The sequence below is a fragment of the Streptomyces sp. NBC_01276 genome, from assembly GCF_041435355.1.
Taxonomy (GTDB): Bacteria; Actinomycetota; Actinomycetes; order Streptomycetales; family Streptomycetaceae; genus Streptomyces.
This window is the reverse complement of the sequence record NZ_CP108442.1, coordinates 6,408,258-6,428,595: the sequence shown is the minus strand read 5'-3', so window position 1 is coordinate 6,428,595 and position 20,338 is coordinate 6,408,258. Positions and strand designations below refer to the sequence as shown.

The following is a 20,338-nucleotide window of genomic DNA, read 5'->3' as shown; positions in this document are numbered from 1 at the left end:
GGCTCAGGCGTGGAAGGGCAGGCCCGCGTCGGCGGCCAGCTCCAGGTCGTCGCCCTCGGGCGGCGGCAGGAGGGTGGCGGAGCCGTCGCTGACGGGGACCACGCCGAGTTCCAGGAGTTCGGCCATGGCCGCGCTGCCCGCCATGTCGCGGACCTGGAGCTGGTAGCGGGGGGTGGTGCGGTAGGTGCCGCCCGCCTCGTCGCCGGTGCGCTGGAGGAACCCGGACTCGGTGAGGAAGGCGGCGGCCTTGCCGACGATGCCGGTGGTGGAGCCGGCCAGGCGGCGGGCGTCCTTGGTGGCTCCGGTGGCGCTGCGGCGGGCGTAGACCCGCCAGGCGGCCTCCAGGCCGGGGGCGTCGGAGGCCGGGTCGGTGTTCTCGCCGAGCTCCTCGGCGCGCTCCTCCAGGCGGCGGCAGGTCTGGCGGACGAAGGCGTCGACGCCGTTGACGGTGATGCGGCCGATGTAGCCGTTGTCGGCGAGGTCCTCGGGACGGGGGAAGGCGAGGGCGGCGACGGCGAGGTGGGCGAGGCCGTGCAGGAAGCGGTCGCCGCCGTCCGCGGCGGTGCGGCGGGCGTAGTCGCCCATGCGGACGGCGAAGACGGAGTCCTCGGCGGCCGCGACGGCCATCCCGGCCCGGGGCGACACCTCCAGGACGACGAGGCCGAGGCCGGTGGCGACGGCGTCGGCGAGCCGCCCGAAGGCGGGCTCCTCGCGGTAGCGGCGCAGCAGCTCGGCGTACTCCGCGTCGCGGGCGGGCAGCAGCCGGGGCTGGAGTCCGAAGGCGACGAGGCGGGCGGCGTCGGCGGCGTCGGCCGGCGTGACGGACCCTCCGGGGGCGGGCGCGACCGAAGCCGACGAGGCCTCGGGCTCGCTCCATGCGGTCTGCGGCTCGCTCCACGCGGGGCGCTCGGCGTGGTGGTCGCTCACGGGTGGGTCTCCTCGGCGGTGCGGTGTACGGGTTCTGCGGTGGTGCGGTGTACGGGTTCTGCGGTGGTGCGGTGACGGGCGGTGTGGGCGGCGGAGGCCGGCGGGCGCGGCCCGCTCCCGCGGTGGGCGCGGGCCGGAGGCCTCGCCCGGTCGGCCGGCGTCCGCCCCCGGGCCGGACCGACGCCGACGCCGACGACACGTCCGCCCGCCGCCGGGCGCCCGCCGGGCGCGTCGGCCTGGAACCGGCGCCGATCCGGGACCTCGGCCGGAGGCGGCGGTGTCATGACGCCTCCGCGCGGTCGGCCGCCATGCCGGCGGCGTCCAGGAGGGCCGTGCCGACGATGAGGTCCGCACCGCCGAACTCCGGGTCGTCGAGCTCGGTGCCGTCGTCCACCGCGAACAGCATCCGCTCCTCGCCCTGGCGGTACGCCGTGCCCACCGCCGGGCTCGCGGCGTGGACGGCCAGCAGCGCCACCAGGTAGGGCAGGTCCGGGTCGTCGCGCCGGGCCTCGGCGAGCAGTCCGGACAGCCGGCGTGGGGCGTCGTGCGGGAGGTCCAGGAGCCGGGTCGCGCGCGCGAGCTGCTCCTCGCTGAAGCGGCTGTCGTCGGGGGTGGCGATCAGGTCGGGCTCCGGCATCTCCACGCCGAGGTGCTCCCGCTCCACGGGCGGGGTCAGCAGGATCTCCACCAGGTCGGCGACCCGGACCGAGACGGGGGTGCGCAGCCCGGTGCCCGCGGCGAAGAAGGCGTCGGTGACCCGGGTGGCCCGCTCCAGCGGCAGCGGCAGCAGGGGGGCCACGAGCTGGCCGTAGAGGTCGATGCCGGAGCGCGGGGCGGGCGCGGCGAAGGCCTGGCGGTCCTGTTCGGCGCGGAAGAGCGGGCCCGCGTCGAGCAGCCGGGACTGGAGCTGCGTGTGCCGGCGGATGCAGTCCTTGACGATGTCGACGAGCTCGGCCGCGCGCCGCTTGTTGTCGGGGTCCTCCGCCTCGTCGCGCGCCTTGCGGATGTTGGTGAGGATCGCGTTCTCGTGCCGGTAGCGGTCGGCGACGTGGTCGAGGGCCTCGGCGATCATGTCCGGGACGGCCTGGAGCCAGTCCACGGCGCGGACGTTGCGCCGCGTCGCGTCGAGGGTGCGGCGCAGCGTCTCGGCGTACTGGACGGTGCGGTAGCGGGCCTGCTCGGCGGCGAGCTGCGCGTCCGCGAGCCGGCCGCGGCTGATCAGCACCTCCAGTTTGACCTCGGCGGCGATCTGCGCGCTGGTGACGTCCGTGTCGAGCGCACCGACGAGGACGTTGACCGCCTCGTCGGTGGTGCGCAGGTACACCGCGCCCCCGTAGCCCGGGACCTCCTCGATCAGCTTGAAGTCGTAGTCGCGCCGGACGTACACGCCGTCCGGGCCGAAGGTGCCGTAGATCGCGCGGAAGCCGCGGTCCACGCTGCCCACGTTGATCAGGTTCTCCAGCACCCAGCGCGCGACGCGCTCGTGCTCGGCCGCCGGGCGCGCCGGGGCCTGGGCCGCGACGCGCGGCAGCAGGCGGGCCACTATCTGCTCGTGGTCGGCCCCGGTGTCGAAGTCCATGTTGAGCGTGACCAGGTCGATCGCCGACAGCGCCACCTCCGCCATGGCGTAGACCCCGTACTCGCCGGCCAGATTGGCCTTGCGGACGTCGAGGTCGTGCAGCGGGGCGGTGCAGGCGAGGGCGCGCAGCCGACGGGCCAGGCCCTCGTCGGCGGCGGGGCCCGGCGCCGGGGAGGCGAGGGTCTTCGCCGGAGCAGGGAGAGTCACGACGGAAAGACTAGGCGGTGTCACGGACAACATCCCAAACGGCATGGTTCGGCCGGATCGTCCCCGCGGTCGTGGAGGGGCGCGCGTGCCCTGTTCTACGCTCGCCGCATGGCTTCCATGATCACATCTCCCGCGGCCCCGATCGACCTCAACGCCGACCTGGGCGAGGGCTTCGGACGGTGGACGCTGACCGACGACGCGGCCCTGCTGTCCGTGGTCACGAGCGCCAACGTGGCCTGCGGCTTCCACGCCGGCGATCCCTCGATCATGCGCCGGGTCTGCGAGCTGGCCGCCGAACGCGGCGTACGCATCGGCGCGCAGGTCTCGTACCGCGACCTGGCGGGCTTCGGACGGCGTTCGATGGACGTGCCGCCCGGGGAGCTGGCGGACGAGGTCGCCTACCAGATCGGGGCCCTGGAGGTGTTCGCCCGCGCCGCCGGGTCCCGGGTGTCGTACGTGAAACCGCACGGCGCCCTCTACAACCGGACCGTGCACGACGCGGCCCAGGCGGGCGCGGTCGTCGCCGGGGTCCGGCTCGCCGCCGGGGAGGCCGGGCTGCCGGTGCTGGGCCTGCCGGGGTCGCTGCTCCTCGCCGCCGCCGGGGAGGCCGGGCTGGAGCCCGTACCGGAGGCCTTCGCCGACCGGGCGTACACGACCGGCGGGACGCTGGTCCCGCGCGGCGAGCCGGGGGCGGTGGTCCACGACCCGGACGCGGTGGTCGCGCGGGCCGTGGGGATGGCCGCCGAGGGCTCCGTGACCGCCGCCGACGGGAGCCGGATCGCCGTGGCCGCCCGCTCGCTGTGCGTGCACGGGGACACCCCGGGGGCGGCGGAGCTGGCCCGGCGGGTCCGGGACGCGCTGGGCGCGGCCGGGGTGCGGGTGGAGGCCTTCGCGTGAGGGCCCTGGTGGTGGGGGCGCGGGCCCTGCTGGTCGAGGTGGACTCGGCGGACGAGGTCGCCGCGCTCCACGCCGAGCTGCTGCGCCGCCGGGACGCGGGCGAGCTGGACGGCGTACGGGAGGTGGTGCCCGCCGCCCGGACCGTGCTCCTGGACGGCGTACGGCGGCCGGCCGCGCTGGCGGCCCGGATCGCGGACTGGGTGGTGCCGCCGCTCGCGGAGACCGAGGGGCCGCTGGTCACCGTCCCCGTACGGTACGACGGCCCGGACCTCGCGGAGGTGGCCGCGGCCTGGGGCGTGGCGCGGGACGAGGTCGCGGGGCTGGTCGGCGGCACGGTCTTCCGGGTGGCCTTCTGCGGGTTCGCGCCCGGCTTCGGCTACCTGACGGGGCTGCCGGAGCGGCTGTGGCTGCCCCGGCGCGCCACGCCCCGTACGGCCGTCCCGGCGGGTTCGCTGGCGCTGGCCGGGGAGTACGCGGGGGTCTACCCGCGCTCCTCCCCCGGCGGCTGGCAGCTGATCGGGTCCACCGACGCGGTGCTGTGGGACCCGGCGCGGGAGCCCGCGGCACTGTTCGCGCCCGGGGTACGGGTGCGGTTCACGGAGGCGGGGGCATGACGGAACTGCTGGTGCTGCGGGCGGGCGCCCTGACCACCCTCCAGGACCTGGGCCGCCCCGGGTACGCCCACCTGGGCGTACCCCGCTCGGGCGCCCTGGACACCGCCGCGCACGCCCTGGCCAACCGGCTGCTGGGCAACCCGGCCGGCGCCGCGACGCTGGAGACCACCTTCGACGGGGTCACGCTGCGCGCCCTGTCCCCGGTCACGGTGGCCGTGACCGGGGCTCCCTGCGCGGTACGGGTCTGCGGGCGCCCGGCGGCCTGGGGTGCGCCGGTCCGGCTGCGGGCGGGGGCGGAGCTGGACGTGGGCCGGGCGGAGTCCGGGCTGCGCGGCTACGTCGCGGTACGGGGCGGGTTCGCCGTCCCGCCGGTGCTGGGCAGCCGCGCGACGGACCTGCTCTCGGGGCTGGGCCCGCCGGTACTGGCGGCCGGGACGGTGCTGCCGGTGGGACCCCCGGGGCCCGGCCCGGTGTCCGGGGCGGACGCCCTGCGGGTGCCGGCGGCCCCCGGGGCCCCGGGGGTCCCGGGCGAGCTGGTGCTCCCGCTGCGTCCGGGGCCGCGCGCCGACTGGTTCACGGGGGCTTCGCTGGCCCGGCTGCTGACCGCGCGCTACCGGGTGTCGGCTGCGTCCAACCGCATCGGCCTGCGCACCGAGGCGGGCCCGCCGCTCGCCCGCGCCCGGGGCGGGGAGCTGCCGAGCGAGGGGATGGTGCTGGGCGCGGTGCAGGTGCCCCCGGACGGCCTGCCGGTGGTGTTCCTGGCCGACCACCCGGTGACCGGGGGCTACCCGGTGGTCGGCGTGGTCCCGGAGGGCCCGGCCCTGGACGCGGCGGCCCAGGCGCGTCCGGGGGTGGGGGTGCGGTTCGTGGGGGTGGGGTGAGGGGCTACCGGGGGGCGCCGGCCAGCCGGTAGAGCACGTTGCGGCGCAGCGGGCCCTCGGGGACGTCGGGGTCGTCGAAGTCCCCGGCCGGGTCGTACGTCATCCCGATGCGCCGCATCACCGCCTGCGAGGGGAGGTTGGTGGCCGCCGTCACCGCGAGGACCTCCGGCAGGGCGAGGGTGTCCAGCCCGAAGGACACGGCGGCCAGGCCGGCTTCGGTGGCGAACCCCTGCCCCCAGGCGGAACGGGCCAGCCGCCAGCCGGCCTCCACCCCGGTGAAGGGCATGCCCTCGTCGACGGGGTCCAGCCCGGCGAGTCCGATGAACTCACCGGTGGCCACGACCTCGACGGCCCACCAGCCCCAGCCCCGCTCTTCCAGGGCCGCCTGGAAGCGGGCGGCGGACGCCGCGCTCTCCTCGGGCGTGAGCACCCTGGAGAAGTACCTGCGGACCTCCGGGTCGGCGTTCATCGCCGCCCAGGGCCCGATGTCGGACTCCCGCCACCCACGCAGCACCAGACGCTCGGTCTTCAACTCGTACATCCGGCCAACGTAGCGGGGTGGGGCGGGGTCGGGGGGCGGCGGGACTCGACTCGGCCCGCATCAGGGAGGGTTTGGGGGTTTCCCGTCAGTCTCATCGTCCTTCCGCGTCGGGCCGGGCTGTCAAGGGCGCTCCCTTCGGTCGCGTCGCTTCGCGATGGCCTTCGGCCACCCTTGACAGCCCGTCCCGCCACGGAATGCCAAAGACTGCCGGGAAACCCCCAAAAGAACGGTCCACGGGGAGATCTTCGGGGGGCGGGCATCCCAGAGATGCGCGAGCCATCTCCGCCCGGTCCCGCACTCGGGCCCCGAATGGCCATGGGTCTTTGCCCGGGGCGTCCAGACCGCCCGACACGACGACCAGAGCGCCCGGCAGGCCCCACACGCGTCAGATCGCTACGCGCTTCGCACGGCATGGCGTCTGCGACCCGTCTGGGGCTGGTACCCGCACGGAGGGACGATCTGATGGGCGCCCTCGGCAGGCGAGCGGCTAGGAAGCTGTCCGGGCGAGCATGGAGGCGACGATGAGGCGGTGGAAGGGCTCGATGAGCCTGAAGTAGAGGCGGCCGACCGGCTTGTTGAAACGGACGACCGTGGTGCAGACGCCTTCCAGGCCCGATCCATCGGGCCTGGGCCGCACCGCGAACGAGGCACGGAAGGCCAGGTGCTTGTCGTCGTCCCCGCAGAGGATCTCGTCCTCGCCAACCTCCAGGACCGTGAAGGGTCCCTTCCTGGCTCCCGGCTCGATGCGGGTGTCCTGTGCCGCCCGCTCCTGTACCCGCAGGCCGAAGGGGGCGACCAGCTTGTCGCGCACGGCCATCAACCGGCCCGTCCACCGTGGAGGGTTCGACAGCAACAACCGGGCGAAGCCTTCGGCGTTCGTGCCCGGCGGAAGGTCGACGGCCACCGCGTCGACATGGTCGTACGCCCCGAGACTCGTGCCTGCCGCCTGCACCACGGGTACCGCATTCCTGCGAACTGCCTTGGTCATGAGCCCATTGGCTCACACGTCTCCCGACCCGCCCACCCCGGGCCTGTTCGCGACCATTCGCGGTCGGGCCGCTCATGTCCGGCCCCAGACGGATCGCAGCCGCCATGCCGAGCGAAGCGCGTAGCGATCCGACGCGCCTGTCGGGGGAAGGACAGTGGACTGGCGGGAAGCCCCCAGCCCTCCCCAGACCCGGACCGGGGGTGCACCGCCCACCCCCGACCCCACCCGTCTGCAAAGCCCCCACCCACCCAGGCCCACTCCCCGGCCAGCCCCTACACCGCCGACTCCGGGGCGATGCGGCTGCGGACCGCCGACTGGACGTCCTCTTCCTCCGCCGGGTCCGCCGCGAGGCGGCGCAGGCGGGGGGCGACGCGGGCGTCGGCCGTCTCCGCGTGGCGGGCGGCCACCTCGCGGGTGGTCTCCTCGCAGTCCCAGAGGCACTCGACCGCGAAGCCGGCCGCGAAGGTCGGGTCCGTGCTGGCCAGGGCGCGGGCGGCGCGCCCGCGCAGGTGGGAGGAGGCCGTCTCGCGGTAGACGTGCCGCAGTACCGGAGCCGCGCAGCCGATGGAGAGCCGGCCCGCGCCGTCGACGAGGGCGAACAACCGGACGGTGTCGGGGCCCGAGCCCCGCACGGTCGAGCGCAGGGCTCCGAGGACGAGACCGGCGTCGTCGGCTCCGCCGCGGGCGGCCAGGAGGGCCGCGGCGGCCGCTCCGAGGGCGTCGGGGCGGTGGACCCAGAGCCGGGCCCGGTCGAGGGCGCCGGGGCCGCACATGCGCTCGTAGGCGGCCACGGCGGGCTCGTCCCCCGCGGCTTCGATGAGGTCCAGGACGGCCGGGTTCTCCGGTTCGGCGAGGACCAGGTGGTGCAGGGCGGTGGCGCGGGCGGCCTCGCCGTCGGCTCCGGCGGCGGCCGCGAGGATGGCGGGGCGGTCCTCGGGCGCGGCCACGGCGGCGAGGCAGCGCGCGGCGGGCACGTGCAACGGGGTACCGCGGCGCAAGCCGTCGGCGGCCCAGTCGAAGACGGCCTGTACGCCCCAGCCGGGGCGGGGCCCGCTCGGGGTCAGCTGGCGCTGCCAGCGGTCGAAGGAGCCCTGCTGGCGGGCGGCGCGCAGGCGCTCCCCGTACAGCGGGGACTCCTCCCACAGGCACCACGGGCGGGGCTCGTAGGCGTCGCGGACGGCGACTGCGAGCCGGGCTTCGCCCTCGGGGGTGGAGGGGAACCGGGCGAGGACGGGGTCGGCGAGGGAGCGCAGCCCCTCGTCGTCGTCGCGCAGGGCGAGCTCGTCCAGGGCCCACGCCCAGTTGGCGCCGGAGGCGGCGTAGCGGCGCAGCAGCGCGATCGCGTCGTCGCGGCCGTACGAGGCCAGGTGGCCGAGGACGGACAGGGCGAGGCCGGTGCGGTGGTCCTCTTCGTCGACGAGGTCGTCGGGGCTGAAGAGGTGGGCCTCGATCGCGCCGAGGGGGCCGTCGAGGTCCAGGTACAGGCGGGCGTAGTACAGGGAGCGGTTCTCGACCTGCCAGTCCTGGCGCGGGTCGCGGAGCACGCACTGGTCCAGGGCCGCGAGGGCCTCGGACCGGGGCGCCGCGAGCGCGTGCAGCGTGCCGTCGCCGCGGCCCCGCTGGAGGAGACCGAGCAGGGTGCCGCTTGGCGCTATGACTGGTTCGAACATGGGAATGGCCTCAAATCAAGCTGGGGACGCAACCGGGAATCGGGATTCACAGAGCCGCGTAACAGCATGTGAGGACGTCCGCCGTCATGTTCCGCTCGATGTAGACCATTGCCTTCTCACTCTCGTCGGTGCTTCGCGGCCCTGGCGGCCGGTGCGGCAGGGGTGGGTGTGGACACCCGTCGTGTCCAGCCCGCTCCTGCCCGTCCGTCATGTCCGCGAATCGAATCCGACGCCATGATGACCCAGGCGGTTTGTGTGCCGCGACCACATTTAAGGCCGCCGTGACCAAGCCGTGAGGTCTCGGCCCGGTCCTGGCCGGGCCCGGCCCGGGAAAAAACCGGATTACCGCGCTCCGAAGAGTTCCAGCAGGTCGGCCTTGGCGAACATGCGGGCGGTGTCCACGGCGGAGGGGGTTCCGGCGTTCGGGTCGGCCCCGCCGGCGAGCAGCGCGCGGATGACCGCCTCCTCGCCCTTGAAGACCGCTCCGGCGAGCGGGGTCTGGCCGCGGTCGTTGGCGCGGTCGGCCTCGGCGCCGCGGGCCAGCAGGACCGTGACGGCGTCGGCGTGGCCGTGGTAGGCGGCGAGCATCACGAGGGTGTCCCCGCGGTCGTTGGTGAGGTTCGCGGGCACCCCGGCGTCGAGGTAGGCGGTCAGCGTCCCGGTCTCGCCCTGGCGGGCGAGGTCGAAGATCTTGGTGGCCAGCTCGATGACGTCCGCGTCGGGAACGCCGGCCGCGTCGGCCGCCTGCGCCGCGCCGTCCGCGTTGGCCGCATTGGCCGCATTGGCCGCGTTCTCGTCGGTGCTGCTCATCACTCGTGCCGCCTTTCACTCGCTACTCGTCGCTCGCCGCTTCGGCAAGAGTTTCCCCAGGCCGGGCGGGCCGTGGGGTGCACGGCACTGCGTCCGTACGGGTGAATCGTCAGGGTAGCGCCCGGTGAGGGACATGAGGGGGCCGGTCCGAGGCAAGGATGCCGGTCGGCGGCGTGCGCACACCCTGCGCGGCGGACGCGCCAGTCGGGGTGGGCCGGGCCGGTGAAAAAGCAAAAGATTCACCCGTATGCACCTTTTGTCGCATTGATACTTCCTGTGAGCCTGGAAGAACTGATGGTGACCGTCCCCACCCACCAGGAGAACGTCTCATGGTCCTGTCCATCTCAGGTGTCGTCCTGCTCGGCATCATCTGCTTCCTCTTCTTCAAGAAGGACGGGATGAAGCTGACGCACGCCTTCGTCTGCGCCCTCTTCGGCTTCTTCCTCGCCGGCTCCGCCATCGCCCCCAGCATCACGGCGAGCACGGCGAGCCTCGCGAGCCTGCTCGGCGGGATCAAGCTCTAGACCGCCCCGACCCGCACCGTCCCGCACCACCACAACTCCAGGAGACGACCGTGGCACGGCGCCCACTCCCCCGAATCATCAGCAGCGGCACCGCGTCGCTCGCCCGGGGCCGCGACTTCGCTCGCACGGCCGCCGACAGCGCCACGGACGTCCTCCATCCGCTCCTCACCATCGGGCGCGGTCTGCGCATCCTGGCCGCGGCCGGGCGGCGGAAGTGGACCGCGACCCCCAAGGACAAGCGTGGTCCCGCGCTCTTCCTGGGAGCCGCCTGCGTCCTCGTGGTCGCGCTCCTCCCCTACGGCCCCCTCGCCGCCCTGATCTCCCTCATGGCGGCGGCGGCCTGGCAGGGACGCGACCGCACCCCGGTGAAGACCGGGCCCAGTGACGCCGAGACCGAACGGCTCGGATCCCTCTACGAGGCCCTCGTGCCGTACTTCTCCATCCCCGAGGACCCGAGTCCGCTCTTCACCCACGGCGGGAGCTGGGACGAGGCCTTCAGCGGGTACGCCTTCGACGAGGCCGGCCGGGTCACCCGGCTCCGCATCCGCTACCCCGCCTACTTCACCGACGGCGAGGCCGCCTCACGGGCCCGGATCGAGGCCCTGCTGCACGCCAAGTCCGGGCGCGGGCGGGAGTACCGCTTCGACTGGGACGAGGAGGGCAACCAGCTCGATCTGCGCGTACTGGCCGCGCTGCCCACCGGTATCGCGGCCCAGCCCTTCGTGACCTCCCCGGGCGAGACCGTCCTCGGCTTCACCGACCCGGCGGGGGTCCGGCGCACCCTGCCCGTGGTCGAGGACGACGACGACCCCCGCGACGAGCCGCCCGTGGTCTGGCGCACCGGCCCCCGCTCCGCCGAGCCGCACCTGCTGGCCGTCGGCCAGCCCGGCAGCGGCACCTCCAGCCTGCTGCGCTCGATCGCCCTCCAGGCCCTGCGCCACGGCGGCGACGTCATGATCGTGGAGGGCGGCGGCAGCGGCGAGTACTCCTGCCTGTCCGGCCGCGCGGGCGTACTGGCCGTCGAGTACGGGCCGAGCGGGGCGCTGGCCACCGTCGAGTGGGCCGCGCACGAGACCGAACGCCGCCTGATCGCCACCCACCGGGCCCACGAGGCGGGCCGGCCCGCCCCCGAGGACACCCGGCGCCCGCTGTGGATCCTGCTGGACCGGCCCAGCGTGCTCGGACACCTCGCGGCCGCCGAGGGCCGCCCCGACCCCCTGGCGCAGCTCCAGGTGCCGCTGCGGCACGGGCGCGCCGCGCACGTCACCGTGGTGGTGGCCGAGCAGTTCGACCACCTGGAGCTGCTGAACGACGCCGTCTGGCAGCACACCCGGGCCCGTGTGGTCCTCGGGCCCGCCTCCGTCCAGCAGATCACCGACGTCCTCGGGCTGCCCCCGCACACCACCCCGCCGGCGCAGCCGCCGCCGGGCCGCGGGTACGCCCGGCTCGGTACGGGGCCGGTGCACCGGCTCCAGGTGCCGGCGACGCCCGACCCGTACGACGACGGCACGCACCCGGGCCACCGTCAGGCGGTCATGGAGCTGCTCCCCGAGCGGCAGGCGCCGGGTGCGGGCGGCGGGGAGGGCCACACGACCCCATCCAAGGCGCTCCGGCTCCAGCCCCCCGCGCAGTCGCCGGGTCCGCCGGTCGACGCCTCGGAGATCCCCGAGGTGGCGGCGGAGGCCCCGTAGGCCGCCCCGCCCCGGCCCCTACGCGACGAACGTGCGCGGGGGCTCCGCGCCGCTGCCGCCCGCTCCGGTGCCGACCAGCCGGGCGGCCGCGGCGAGCCGGGCGGCGGCCTCCTCGGCCACCGGGCCGCCCACGGTGAACGGCAGCCGTACGTATCCCTCGAAGGCCCCGTCCACCCCGAACCGGGGACCGGAGGGGACGCGGACCCCCACCCGCTCCCCCACCTCGGCCAGCCGGGAGCCGGACAGGCCGCCCGCACGGGCCCACAGGGTCAGGCCGCCGCGCGGTACCTCGAACTCCCACTCCGGCAGCTCCCGGCGGACCGCGGCCACGAGCGCGTCCCGGTTGTCCCGGGCCTGCTCCCGGCGGATCCCGACGGCCTCCTCCCAGCCGCCGGTCCGCATCAGCCAGTTCACGGCGAGCTGCTCCAGCACCGGCGTGCCGAGGTCGGCGTAGGCGCGCGCGGCGACGAGGCTGCGGATCACGTCCGGGGCCGCGCGGACCCAGCCGATCCGCATGCCGGCCCAGAAGGCCTTGCTGGCGGAGCCGACGGTGATCACGGTGGAGCCGGCGGGGTCGAAGGAGCAGACCGGGCGCGGCATCTCCAGGTCCGCGTCCAGCCGGAGTTCCGCCATCGTCTCGTCGGCGATGAGCACGGTGCCGGCGGAACGGGCGGCCTCGACCATGGCCCGGCGCTGGTCCTCGGAGGCCAGCGCGCCGGTGGGGTTGTGGAAGTCGGCGACGACGTAGGCCAGGCGCGGCGCGGCGTCGCGCAGCACCTGCCGCCAGACGTCCATGTCCCAGCCGCTGAGGCCGTCCGCCATGGCCACGGGCACCAGGCGCACCCCGGCGGCGCGCATGAGCTGGAGGATGTTGGCGTAGGAGGGGGATTCGACGGCGATCCGCTCGCCCCGGCCCGCGAAGAGGCTGCAGATGGCGTCGATGGCGCCCATCGCTCCGGTGGTGACCATGATCTGCTCGGGCATGGTCGGGATGCCGCGTTCGGTGTAGCGGTCGGCGAGCATCCGGCGCAGCGCGGGCAGTCCGGCCGGGTAGTCGCCGTGGGTGTGCGCGTAGGGCGGGAGTTCCTCCAGGGCGCCCTGGACGGCCTTGGTGAGCCAGGGCTCGGGGGCCGGGAGGGCCGCGCAGCCGAGGTCGATCATCGAGCCGAGGGATTCGGGCGGGAGCGGTTCCAGGCCCCGGGCGGGGAGCGGGTTCCCGGCCGGTACGGAGGTCCAGCTTCCGGCGCCCCGGCGGGATTCCAGGAAGCCCTCCCCGCGCAGGGCCTCGTAGGCGGCGGCGACGGTGGTGCGGCTGAGGGAGAGGGCGACGGCCAGTTCGCGCTCGGCGGGCAGCCGGGCGGCCACGGGGACGCGGCCTTCGAGGACGAGCAGCCGGATGCCGTCGGCCAGGGTGCGGTAGGCGGGTGACTTGCGGGTACCGGGCGGGCCGGGGCGGTCCTGCTGCGAGGTGATGAGGCGGGCGAGCTGTGCGGCACCGACCGCTGAGGTCCACTGAGCCATGGCGTCCGGTCCACCTTCATCGAATTGGCCTCGGCGGGCGGGGTCCGGGGCCGGTATTGGATTGGTTCCGCGGCCCCAGACTGTCATGTCGGGGGCCGTCCGGGCCAGAGGGGGTGGGCGGGAGCGGCTGCCCGGGGCGGCCCCGTTCACCCCGTGGCCACGCGTCCGCTGCCGTCCCGGGGAGCACAGCGGGCATACTGCGCCCCGTGACTCACGTACGCCTGCGCCATCCGTATCTGGACCACCCCGCTCCGATTCCCTTCGCCCACCGCGGCGGGGCGGCGGACGGGCTGGAGAACACCGCCGCCGCCTTCCGCCGGGCGGCCGCCGCCGGGTACCGGTACTTCGAGACCGACGTGCACGCGACGGCGGACGGGAAGCTCGTGGCCTTCCACGACGCGACCCTGGACCGGGTCACCGACGGGCAGGGCCGGATCCGCGAGCTGCCCTGGAGCCGGGTGCGCGAGGTGCGGGTGGCGGGGACCGAGCCGCTGCCGCTGTTCGAGGAGCTGCTGGAGGAGTTCCCCGAGGCCCGCTGGAACGTGGACGTCAAGGACGAGTCGGCCCTGCACCCGCTGGTGAACCTGGTCGCGCGGGCCGGCGTCTGGGACCGGGTGTGCGTGGGGTCCTTCTCGGAGAGCCGCGTGGCCCGGGCACAGAGGATCGCCGGTCCGCGGCTCGCCACCTCGTACGGGGTGCGCGGGGTGGTGGGGCTGCGGCTGCGCTCGTTCGCGATCCCGGCGGCGCTGCGCGTGGGCGCGGTGGCGGCGCAGGTGCCCGAGACGCAGGCGGGCATCCGGGTGGTCGACCGGCGCTTCGTACGGACCGCGCACGAACGGGGACTCCAGGTGCACGTCTGGACCGTGAACGAACCGGAACGCATGGAGTCTCTGCTGGACCTGGGTGTCGATGGCATCATGACCGACCGGATCGACATCTTGCGGACGGTGCTGGACCGGCGCGGGGCCTGGGCCTGACGGGCCCGCGGGCCGCCGCGTACGGTGCGGCGGCCGACGCGTACGGGGACCAGCGAGGGGGCGCTCATGACCGAGCGGACGGAAACGCAAGCGGAATCCGGCGAGGACGACGGCAGAGCCGCCGCCGCGCGCCGGCGGGAACAGCACGGCTGGTACTTCTACGACTTCGCCTGCTCGGTGTACTCGACGAGCGTGCTCACGGTGTTCCTCGGTCCGTACCTGACCGCCGTGGCCAAGGCCGCGGCGGACGCCGAGGGCTACGTCCACCCACTGGGGATCCCGGTCCGGGCCGGGGCCTACTTCGCCTACGCCGTGTCGGCCTCGGTGATCGTGGCGGTGCTGATCATGCCGCTCGTCGGGGCCGTGGCGGACCGGACGGGCCGCAAGAAGCCGCTGCTGGCGGCGGCCGCGTACACGGGGGCCACGGCGACGGCCGGGATGTTCTTCCTCGGCGGCGACCGCTACCTGCTGGGCGGGCTGCTGCTGGTCGTGGCGAACGCCTCGCTCTCGCTGTCGATGGTGCTCTACAACGCCTATCTGCCGCAGATCTCCACCCCGGACGAGCGGGACACCGTCTCCTCGCGCGGCTGGGCCTTCGGCTACACCTCGGGCGCGCTGGTGCTGGTGCTGAACCTGGTGCTGTTCCAGGGCCACGACTCCTTCGGGCTCTCCGAGGGCACGGCCGTCCGGATCTGCCTGGCGTCCGCGGGGCTGTGGTGGGGCGCCTTCACGGTGATCCCGCTGCGCCGGCTCCGGGACCGGACGGTGGTGCGGGAGACGGGCGCGGGTCCGGCCGTCAGCGGGTGGAGGCAGCTGGTGACGACCTTGAAGGACATGCGGCGCTATCCGCTGACGCTGTCCTTCCTGCTGGCGTACCTGATCTACAACGACGGCGTGCAGACCGTGATCTCCCAGGCGTCGGTGTACGGCTCGGAGGAGCTGGAGCTGGAGCAGTCCACGCTGATCGTGGCGGTGCTGCTGGTCCAGGTGCTGGCGGTGGCCGGCGCGCTGGCGATGGGCCGGCTGGCCGTCTCGTACGGGGCGAAGCGGACGATCCTCGGCTCGCTGGCCGCCTGGGCCCTCACGCTCGCGGCGGGATACTTCCTGCCGGCCCGGACGCCGGTGTGGTTCTTCGCCCTCGCCGCGATGATCGGGCTGGTGCTGGGCGGCAGTCAGGCGCTGTCGCGCTCCCTGTTCTCGCACCTGGTGCCGGCGGGCAAGGAGGCCGAGTACTTCTCCGCCTACGAGATGAGCGACCGCGGGCTGAGCTGGGTGGGACCCCTGGTCTTCGGCCTGACGTACCAGCTCACCGGCAGCTACCGGGACGCGATCATCTCGTTGGCGGTCTTCTTCGCACTGGGTTTCGTGCTGCTCGCGCGGGTGCCGGTGCGGCGCGCGGTGGAGGCGGCGGGGAATCCTGTTCCCCTGCGCGTCTGAGCGCGCTCCGGGGCCGGATCCGGCCCCGGAGGGCCCCGGACCCACGAACGAATTCCGAACGAATTTCGACGTTGAAGCAAAGGGCCGGTAGTGTACGCCTTTGGCCTGCCAGGCGGACCGTTACTGCGCACGCGCAAAGCGTGGACGTTGGGTGACATCTGCTGCCAGATGTGACAAAACGGGCATTGGTGGGTACAACAAGGGGCGGCACGACGGGCGACGCATGACCCGGAGCGGGAATCTATACCGCCGACCGGACGTTGACCGGATGACGACGACAGCGACACCTGTCCTGTGGGCGACAAGCCCGGGAGGCACGATTCATGAGTGAGCGAGCTCTCCGCGGTACGCGGCTCGTGGTTACCAGCTACGAGACGGACCGCGGCATCGATCTGGCCCCGCGCCAGGCGGTGGAGTACGCATGCCAGAACGGACATCGATTTGAGATGCCGTTCTCGGTAGAGGCAGAAATTCCGCCGGAGTGGGAGTGCAAGGCGTGCGGCGCCATGGCACTCCTGGTGGACGGGGACGGGCCCGAAGAGAAGAAGGGCAAGCCTGCGCGAACGCACTGGGACATGCTCATGGAGCGACGCACCCGCGAGGAGCTGGAGGAAGTGCTGGCCGAAAGGCTGGCGGTCCTGCGTTCCGGCGCCATGAACATTGCCGTGCATCCGCGGGACAGCCGCAAGTCCGCCTAGCCGGGGACTGGAACACGCAATAAGCCGAGGGGCCCCGCCACATCAGTGGCGGGGCCCCTCGGCTTATTGCGTGTTCCAGGTCACTCCCGTCACGGGGTGAGCGGCGGTCGCCGGTCGGTGTCCGGGCCGCCCGAGGGCCGGTCCTCCCGGATGACCTCGCCCTGGACGACCTTGCCGTCGGGGTAGTGGATCCGGGCCTGCGTGAAGGCGTCGCCGAAGCCGCCGGGGGTGGCCGCGGCCATCCTGCGCTCCAGGCTGCGCCCGGCCCTGCGGGCCACGAAGGTGCGTACGGGCGGCAGCAGCAGGAGCAGGCCGGCCACGTCGGAGAGCAGGCCGGGCACGATCAGGAGCAGCCCGGCCAGCATCATCAGGCCGTTGCCCGAGCCCTTGGGCGTCTGCGGGGTCGGTACCTCGCCGGCCATCGCCTGCGCCTGGGCCTGCTGGAAGGTCTCGGTGAGGTTCTTGAAGGCCCGCCGCCCGGCGCGCTTGATGACCACCACGCCGAGCACCAGCCCGCCCGCGAGCAACGCGGCGACGGTCACCCCGCCGGCCGCTCCCGCGACCAGGCCGAGCAGCCAGATCTCCAGGATGAGCCAGGCGGCTACCGCCAGGGGAACGAAGGTACGGGCGGGTGAGCGCCGTCGGGGGGCCGTAGATGTGCCGGTCCTCAAAGAACCAGTGCCGGTCGTCATACCGTCCAGTGTGCCCGGTCCGGGTTAAAAGCGGCCTCAGTCGGAGGTACCGGACATCCCCTAGGGGGTCCCGGGGTGCCCGGCGGGTCGGTGCCCGGCGGCCTGCCCGGCGGTTCGGTGCCCGGCCGGTCAGCGCCCGGCGGGCCGGACGGGGCGCTTGCCGGTGAGCCTGGCGGCGCGTTCCCGGACGCCCCACTGGGTGACCCGCCACAGAGCCTCGACCACGATGTCCTTGCTCATCTTGCTGTCGCCGAGCTCGCGCTCCACGAAGGTGATGGGCACCTCCACCACGCGGAAGCCCTTGCGGACGGCCCGGCGGGCCAGGTCGACCTGGAAGCAGTACCCGGCCGAGGCCACCTCGTCCAGGCCCAGGCCCTCCAGGGTCTCGCGGCGGAAGGCGCGGTAGCCGCCGGTGACGTCGCGGATCGGAACGCCCAGCATCAGGCGGGAGTAGGTGGAGCCGCCGCGCGAGAGGAACTCGCGGCTCTTGGGCCAGTTCACGACCCGGCCGCCCGGCACCCAGCGGGAGCCGAGCACGAGGTCGGCGCCGGTCAGGGCGGTGAGCAGGCGGGGCAGTTCCTCGGGCCGGTGCGAGCCGTCGGCGTCCATCTCGACGAGGACCCCGTAGCCGTGCTCCAGGCCCCAGGCGAAGCCCGCGAGGTAGGCGGCGCCGAGGCCCTCCTTGCCCTTGCGGTGCATGACGTGCACGTGGTCGTCGGCGGCGGCCAGCTCGTCGGCGAGCTTGCCCGTGCCGTCGGGGCTGTTGTCGTCGGCGACGAGGATGTGGGCCCCGGGCACGGCGGCGCGCACCCGGCCGACGATCAGGCCGATGTTCTCGGCCTCGTTGTACGTCGGAATGATCACCAGCGTGGTGCCGAGCGGTCCGTAGGTCCGCTGTCCGCCGTCGCTCACTGGGTCCCCTTGCGTGTTCCTCGACCGGTCGGCCTCGTCCGTCCCGTCACAGCAGGACGATTTTAGAACAGCGATCGGGGCCGGCGGTCCTTCGGGCCGGACCGGCTCCCGCTGGCTGCGGGCCGCCGTGACCGTTGTCTACTGGACAGCCGGGCCCCGATCCGGGACCACCCTCTCCCGAGCTCCGGCGGAGTACGGGACCGCCGTCCGGCCCCCCATCCCGGGGAAACCTTCCCTCGCCCCCGAGGCGCGGGTGCGGTGAGCCGGATCCGGCCGGCCCGGACGTCCTGTGGTGGACCCGGCCGAACCTATCCGGGTCCGGCCGCCCGTACCGAGCCGAGGCCGGGGGGATCACCCCTGTGGCCGTACGAATACCTCCCGGCCGCCGACCACCGTCGCCAGGCACACCGGCAGCTCGCGGCCGGGGCTCAGATCGGGCAGTCCGGGCGTGCCGGAGCGCGGGTCGGTGGACCAGCGGGCGACCCGGTCGTCGGGGGCCTGGACCACGAGTTCCCCGGTCTGCCAGACGGCGTAGTCGGCGGGGGCGCCGGGCACGAGGGTGCCCGCGTCGTCCCGGCCCAGGGCCCGCCAGCCGCCCCTGGTGTGGGCGGCGAAGGCCGCCCGTACGGAGATCCGGTGCCCGGGGGTGCGGTGGAAGGCTGCCGCGCGGACGGTGCCCCAGGGGTCGAGCGGGGTGACGGGCGCGTCGGAGCCGAAGGCCAGCGCGACCCCGGCCTTGAGCATGGCGGCGTACGGGTTGAGGGTGCGGGCGCGCTCGACGCCGAGGCGGTCCGCGTACATGCCCTCGTCCCCGCCCCAGGCGGCGTCGAAGGCGGGCTGCACGGAGGCGGTCAGACCCAGCTCCGCGAAGGCGGCGATGGTGTCCGGGGTCATCATCTCGGCGTGCTCGACGCGGTGCCGGGCGGCCCTGACCCGTTCGAGGCCGACCTTCCCGGCGGCGGCCCGGACCCCTTCGACGACGGCGGAGACGGCGGCGTCCCCGATGGCGTGGAACCCGGCCTGGAGCCCCGCCTCGGTGCAGCCGGCCACGTGCTCGGCGACGGCCCGCGCGTCCAGGTACTCGGTCCCGGTGTGGGCCGCGTCGGCGTACGGGGCGTGCAGGCAGGCGGTGTGCGAGCCGAGCGCGCCGTCCACGAAGAGGTCGCCCGCGGCGCCGACCGCGCCGAGTTCCCGGGCCAGGCCGAGGTCCCGGTCCGCCCAGTAGCCGAAGACGCGCGGTCCGGGGCGCTGCCCGGCCAGGTCGAGCAGGGCGGTGAAGTCCTCGGCGGAGGAGATGTCCGGCCCGCCGCACTCGTGCACGGAGCCGATGCCGAGGGAGGCGGCCCGGTCCAGTGCGGCCCGCTGGGCCTCGGCGCGCTGGGCGGGGGTGACGGCGTCGAAGGCGGCCCGCCGCACGGCGTGGTGGTCGTCCCGGGTGAGCGGCTCGTCGCCGCGCGCGCGGACGGCGGGGACGAGGTCCAGGAGGGCGGTGGTGACCACGGCGGAGTGGACGTCGACGCGGCTGAGGTAGAGCGGCCGCCCCCCGGCGGCCTCGTCCAGTTCGGCCCGGCGCGGGGCCCGCCGCTCGGGCCAGCGGGCCGCGTCCCAGCCGTGGCCCAGGAGCACCCGGTCGGCGGGACGCCGGGCGGCGTACGCGCGGACCAGCCCCAGCGCCTCGGACAGGGTGCGGGCACCGGTCAGGTCCAGGCCGGTGAGGGCGAGGCCGGCGGAGGTGGTGTGGACGTGGGCGTCGGTGAAGGCCGGGGTGACGAGGGCCCCGTCCAGGTCGACGACCTCGTCCACGCCCCGGGCGAAGGCGTCGGCGGCCCCTTCGGAGCCGACCCAGGCGACGTGCCCGCGTTCGACGACCATCGCGGTGGCGAAGGGGTCGGCGGGGCTGTGCACCTCTCCCCCGCGCAGCAGGACGGTACGGGCGGGGGCGGCCTCGGGGGCTCCGGCGGCGTCGGCGGAGCGGGCGGTGCGGTCGGTCATGGGCCCTAGTCTCGCCCCTGCGGCCGCCGCGCCCGGACGCGGGTCGGCCGCGGGTCGGCCGCGGGTCGGCCGCGGGCGCCGCTCCCCACGCCGCCGGACGCTCCGGGAAGCCGCCGGACGGAGTCCGGCGCAGCGGCGTGAAGCCGGGGAGGCCGGCCCGCGGCCGAGCCGCGCGAGCGGCGCGTCAGGAGGTCAGATGCGCGGAGGGCGCGCCTCGTAGGGGGTGGAGAGGACCACGGTCGTGCGGGTCGAGACGTGGGCCAGGGCGCGCAGGCGGCCCAGCAGGTCCTCCAGTTCGAGGGGCGTGGCCACCCGTACCTTCAGGATGTAGTTCTCGTCTCCGGCGACGCTGTGGCAGGCCTCGATCTCGGGTACCCCGGCCAGCCGCTCGGCGATGTCGTCGGGGGCGCTGGGGTCGAACGGCTTGACCGAGATGAAGGCGGTCAGGGGCAGCCCGACGGCCTCGGGGTCGACCACGGCCGCGTAGCCGCGGATCACTCCGCGCTGCTCCAGGCGGCGTACCCGCTGGTGGACGGCCGATGTGGACAGTCCCGTGGCCTTGCCCAGGTCCGTGTAGCTCATCCGCCCGTCCCGCACCAGCAGATCCACGATCTGGCGGTCCAGCTCCTCCATTGCGCTCATAGCCGCTCAACCTATTGCCCAGAGCCGCTCCAGGCACAGCGGTGTCCACGCCGAAGTGCCCGCAGAACCGGCACCTGCACCGGGCATGTGACCAAAGCCACAGGGGTGGACGGGCGTACGGCGGGCCGTCGTGGTTAC

At 74.7% G+C, this 20,338-nt stretch carries 20 protein-coding genes; 8 read left to right on the top strand and 12 right to left on the bottom strand.

Annotated elements, in window-relative coordinates:
* Positions 1 to 3: 3 nt before the first annotated feature.
* The 3 genes from OG295_RS29015 to OG295_RS29005 are packed head-to-tail and all read right to left on the bottom strand — an operon-like array spanning position 4 to position 2,713.
* A complete protein-coding gene (locus OG295_RS29015) occupies positions 4 to 927 on the bottom strand; it encodes a hypothetical protein (protein WP_371679562.1) in 924 nt (307 codons plus the stop codon).
* The gene (locus OG295_RS29010) at positions 924 to 1,211 is read right to left on the bottom strand and encodes a hypothetical protein (RefSeq protein WP_371679561.1); all 288 of its coding nucleotides are present in this window, start codon (positions 1,209 to 1,211) and stop codon (positions 924 to 926) included. The genes OG295_RS29015 and OG295_RS29010 overlap by 4 nt, the downstream gene beginning before the upstream one ends.
* Positions 1,208 to 2,713: a hypothetical protein gene (locus OG295_RS29005; protein WP_371679560.1), complete on the bottom strand. Its 1,506-nt coding sequence runs from the start codon at positions 2,711 to 2,713 to the stop codon at positions 1,208 to 1,210. The genes OG295_RS29010 and OG295_RS29005 overlap by 4 nt, the downstream gene beginning before the upstream one ends.
* 117 nt (positions 2,714 to 2,830) lie before the next feature.
* On the opposite strand from OG295_RS29005, the gene OG295_RS29000 reads away from it, so the two are divergent.
* Genes OG295_RS29000 through OG295_RS28990 form a run of 3 tightly spaced genes read left to right on the top strand, consistent with a single transcriptional unit; the run spans position 2,831 to position 5,105 of the window.
* The gene (locus OG295_RS29000; protein WP_371681343.1) at positions 2,831 to 3,610 is read left to right on the top strand and encodes a LamB/YcsF family protein; all 780 of its coding nucleotides are present in this window, start codon (positions 2,831 to 2,833) and stop codon (positions 3,608 to 3,610) included.
* Complete coding sequence (locus OG295_RS28995) at positions 3,607 to 4,224, top strand: allophanate hydrolase subunit 1 (RefSeq protein ID WP_371679559.1); 618 nt, start codon at positions 3,607 to 3,609, stop codon at positions 4,222 to 4,224. The genes OG295_RS29000 and OG295_RS28995 overlap by 4 nt, the downstream gene beginning before the upstream one ends.
* Positions 4,221 to 5,105, top strand: a complete 885-nt coding sequence (locus tag OG295_RS28990) for a biotin-dependent carboxyltransferase family protein (protein WP_371679558.1) — start codon at positions 4,221 to 4,223, stop codon at positions 5,103 to 5,105. The genes OG295_RS28995 and OG295_RS28990 overlap by 4 nt, the downstream gene beginning before the upstream one ends.
* Positions 5,106 to 5,109: 4 nt before the next feature.
* Here the strand turns inward: OG295_RS28990 and OG295_RS28985 are convergent, their stop codons facing one another.
* From OG295_RS28985 to OG295_RS28970, 4 genes are all read right to left on the bottom strand, one after another.
* On the bottom strand, positions 5,110 to 5,646 hold the full coding sequence (locus OG295_RS28985; protein WP_371679557.1) for a GNAT family N-acetyltransferase: 537 nt from the start codon (positions 5,644 to 5,646) through the stop codon (positions 5,110 to 5,112).
* Between the two features lie 487 nt (positions 5,647 to 6,133).
* A complete protein-coding gene (locus tag OG295_RS28980; protein ID WP_371679555.1) occupies positions 6,134 to 6,634 on the bottom strand; it encodes a DUF2867 domain-containing protein in 501 nt (166 codons plus the stop codon).
* A 272-nt stretch (positions 6,635 to 6,906) separates the two neighbouring features.
* The gene (locus tag OG295_RS28975) at positions 6,907 to 8,304 is read right to left on the bottom strand and encodes a HEAT repeat domain-containing protein (RefSeq protein ID WP_371679554.1); all 1,398 of its coding nucleotides are present in this window, start codon (positions 8,302 to 8,304) and stop codon (positions 6,907 to 6,909) included.
* Between the two features lie 342 nt (positions 8,305 to 8,646).
* Positions 8,647 to 9,114, bottom strand: coding sequence for an ankyrin repeat domain-containing protein (locus OG295_RS28970; protein ID WP_371679553.1), 468 nt, complete (start codon positions 9,112 to 9,114; stop codon positions 8,647 to 8,649).
* 329 nt (positions 9,115 to 9,443) lie between these two features.
* Between OG295_RS28970 and OG295_RS28965 the strand changes: the two genes are divergently transcribed.
* Positions 9,444 to 9,638 (top strand): hypothetical protein, encoded by a 195-nt coding sequence (locus tag OG295_RS28965; protein WP_007262923.1) that lies wholly within the window; start codon positions 9,444 to 9,446, stop codon positions 9,636 to 9,638.
* Between the two features lie 50 nt (positions 9,639 to 9,688).
* Positions 9,689 to 11,329 (top strand): hypothetical protein, encoded by a 1,641-nt coding sequence (locus OG295_RS28960; RefSeq protein WP_371679552.1) that lies wholly within the window; start codon positions 9,689 to 9,691, stop codon positions 11,327 to 11,329.
* A gap of 18 nt (positions 11,330 to 11,347) precedes the next feature.
* Here the strand turns inward: OG295_RS28960 and OG295_RS28955 are convergent, their stop codons facing one another.
* The gene (locus tag OG295_RS28955) at positions 11,348 to 12,850 is read right to left on the bottom strand and encodes a PLP-dependent aminotransferase family protein (RefSeq protein ID WP_371679551.1); all 1,503 of its coding nucleotides are present in this window, start codon (positions 12,848 to 12,850) and stop codon (positions 11,348 to 11,350) included.
* A 206-nt stretch (positions 12,851 to 13,056) separates the two neighbouring features.
* Between OG295_RS28955 and OG295_RS28950 the strand changes: the two genes are divergently transcribed.
* From OG295_RS28950 to OG295_RS28940, 3 genes are all read left to right on the top strand, one after another.
* Positions 13,057 to 13,827, top strand: coding sequence for a glycerophosphodiester phosphodiesterase family protein (locus OG295_RS28950; protein ID WP_371679550.1), 771 nt, complete (start codon positions 13,057 to 13,059; stop codon positions 13,825 to 13,827).
* Between the two features lie 66 nt (positions 13,828 to 13,893).
* A complete protein-coding gene (locus OG295_RS28945; protein ID WP_371679549.1) occupies positions 13,894 to 15,264 on the top strand; it encodes an MFS transporter in 1,371 nt (456 codons plus the stop codon).
* A 323-nt stretch (positions 15,265 to 15,587) separates the two neighbouring features.
* Complete coding sequence (locus tag OG295_RS28940; protein WP_007262928.1) at positions 15,588 to 15,962, top strand: RNA polymerase-binding protein RbpA; 375 nt, start codon at positions 15,588 to 15,590, stop codon at positions 15,960 to 15,962.
* Between the two features lie 89 nt (positions 15,963 to 16,051).
* Here the strand turns inward: OG295_RS28940 and fxsA are convergent, their stop codons facing one another.
* From fxsA to OG295_RS28920, 4 genes are all read right to left on the bottom strand, one after another.
* A complete protein-coding gene (gene fxsA, locus OG295_RS28935) occupies positions 16,052 to 16,654 on the bottom strand; it encodes an FxsA family membrane protein (protein ID WP_371679548.1) in 603 nt (200 codons plus the stop codon).
* Between the two features lie 129 nt (positions 16,655 to 16,783).
* The gene (locus tag OG295_RS28930; RefSeq protein ID WP_371679547.1) at positions 16,784 to 17,566 is read right to left on the bottom strand and encodes a polyprenol monophosphomannose synthase; all 783 of its coding nucleotides are present in this window, start codon (positions 17,564 to 17,566) and stop codon (positions 16,784 to 16,786) included.
* Positions 17,567 to 17,917: 351 nt separating this feature from the next.
* Positions 17,918 to 19,558: an amidohydrolase gene (locus tag OG295_RS28925; RefSeq protein ID WP_266837734.1), complete on the bottom strand. Its 1,641-nt coding sequence runs from the start codon at positions 19,556 to 19,558 to the stop codon at positions 17,918 to 17,920.
* Between the two features lie 192 nt (positions 19,559 to 19,750).
* The gene (locus OG295_RS28920) at positions 19,751 to 20,191 is read right to left on the bottom strand and encodes an Lrp/AsnC family transcriptional regulator (RefSeq protein WP_162793337.1); all 441 of its coding nucleotides are present in this window, start codon (positions 20,189 to 20,191) and stop codon (positions 19,751 to 19,753) included.
* Between the last annotated feature and the right edge of the window lie 147 nt (positions 20,192 to 20,338).

Coding starts and splice junctions, on each gene's coding strand:
- fxsA (WP_371679548.1), bottom strand. CDS start 16,654: ATGACGACCGGCACTGGTTCTTTGAGGACCGGCACATCTACGGCCCCC.
- OG295_RS28975 (WP_371679554.1), bottom strand. CDS start 8,304: ATGTTCGAACCAGTCATAGCGCCAAGCGGCACCCTGCTCGGTCTCCTC.
- OG295_RS28980 (WP_371679555.1), bottom strand. CDS start 6,634: ATGACCAAGGCAGTTCGCAGGAATGCGGTACCCGTGGTGCAGGCGGCA.
- OG295_RS28945 (WP_371679549.1), top strand. CDS start 13,894: ATGACCGAGCGGACGGAAACGCAAGCGGAATCCGGCGAGGACGACGGC.
- OG295_RS28955 (WP_371679551.1), bottom strand. CDS start 12,850: ATGGCTCAGTGGACCTCAGCGGTCGGTGCCGCACAGCTCGCCCGCCTC.
- OG295_RS28970 (WP_371679553.1), bottom strand. CDS start 9,114: ATGAGCAGCACCGACGAGAACGCGGCCAATGCGGCCAATGCGGCCAAC.
- OG295_RS28990 (WP_371679558.1), top strand. CDS start 4,221: ATGACGGAACTGCTGGTGCTGCGGGCGGGCGCCCTGACCACCCTCCAG.
- OG295_RS28985 (WP_371679557.1), bottom strand. CDS start 5,646: ATGTACGAGTTGAAGACCGAGCGTCTGGTGCTGCGTGGGTGGCGGGAG.
- OG295_RS29000 (WP_371681343.1), top strand. CDS start 2,831: ATGATCACATCTCCCGCGGCCCCGATCGACCTCAACGCCGACCTGGGC.
- OG295_RS28920 (WP_162793337.1), bottom strand. CDS start 20,191: ATGGAGGAGCTGGACCGCCAGATCGTGGATCTGCTGGTGCGGGACGGG.
- OG295_RS28965 (WP_007262923.1), top strand. CDS start 9,444: ATGGTCCTGTCCATCTCAGGTGTCGTCCTGCTCGGCATCATCTGCTTC.
- OG295_RS28925 (WP_266837734.1), bottom strand. CDS start 19,558: ATGACCGACCGCACCGCCCGCTCCGCCGACGCCGCCGGAGCCCCCGAG.
- OG295_RS29010 (WP_371679561.1), bottom strand. CDS start 1,211: ATGACACCGCCGCCTCCGGCCGAGGTCCCGGATCGGCGCCGGTTCCAG.
- OG295_RS28940 (WP_007262928.1), top strand. CDS start 15,588: ATGAGTGAGCGAGCTCTCCGCGGTACGCGGCTCGTGGTTACCAGCTAC.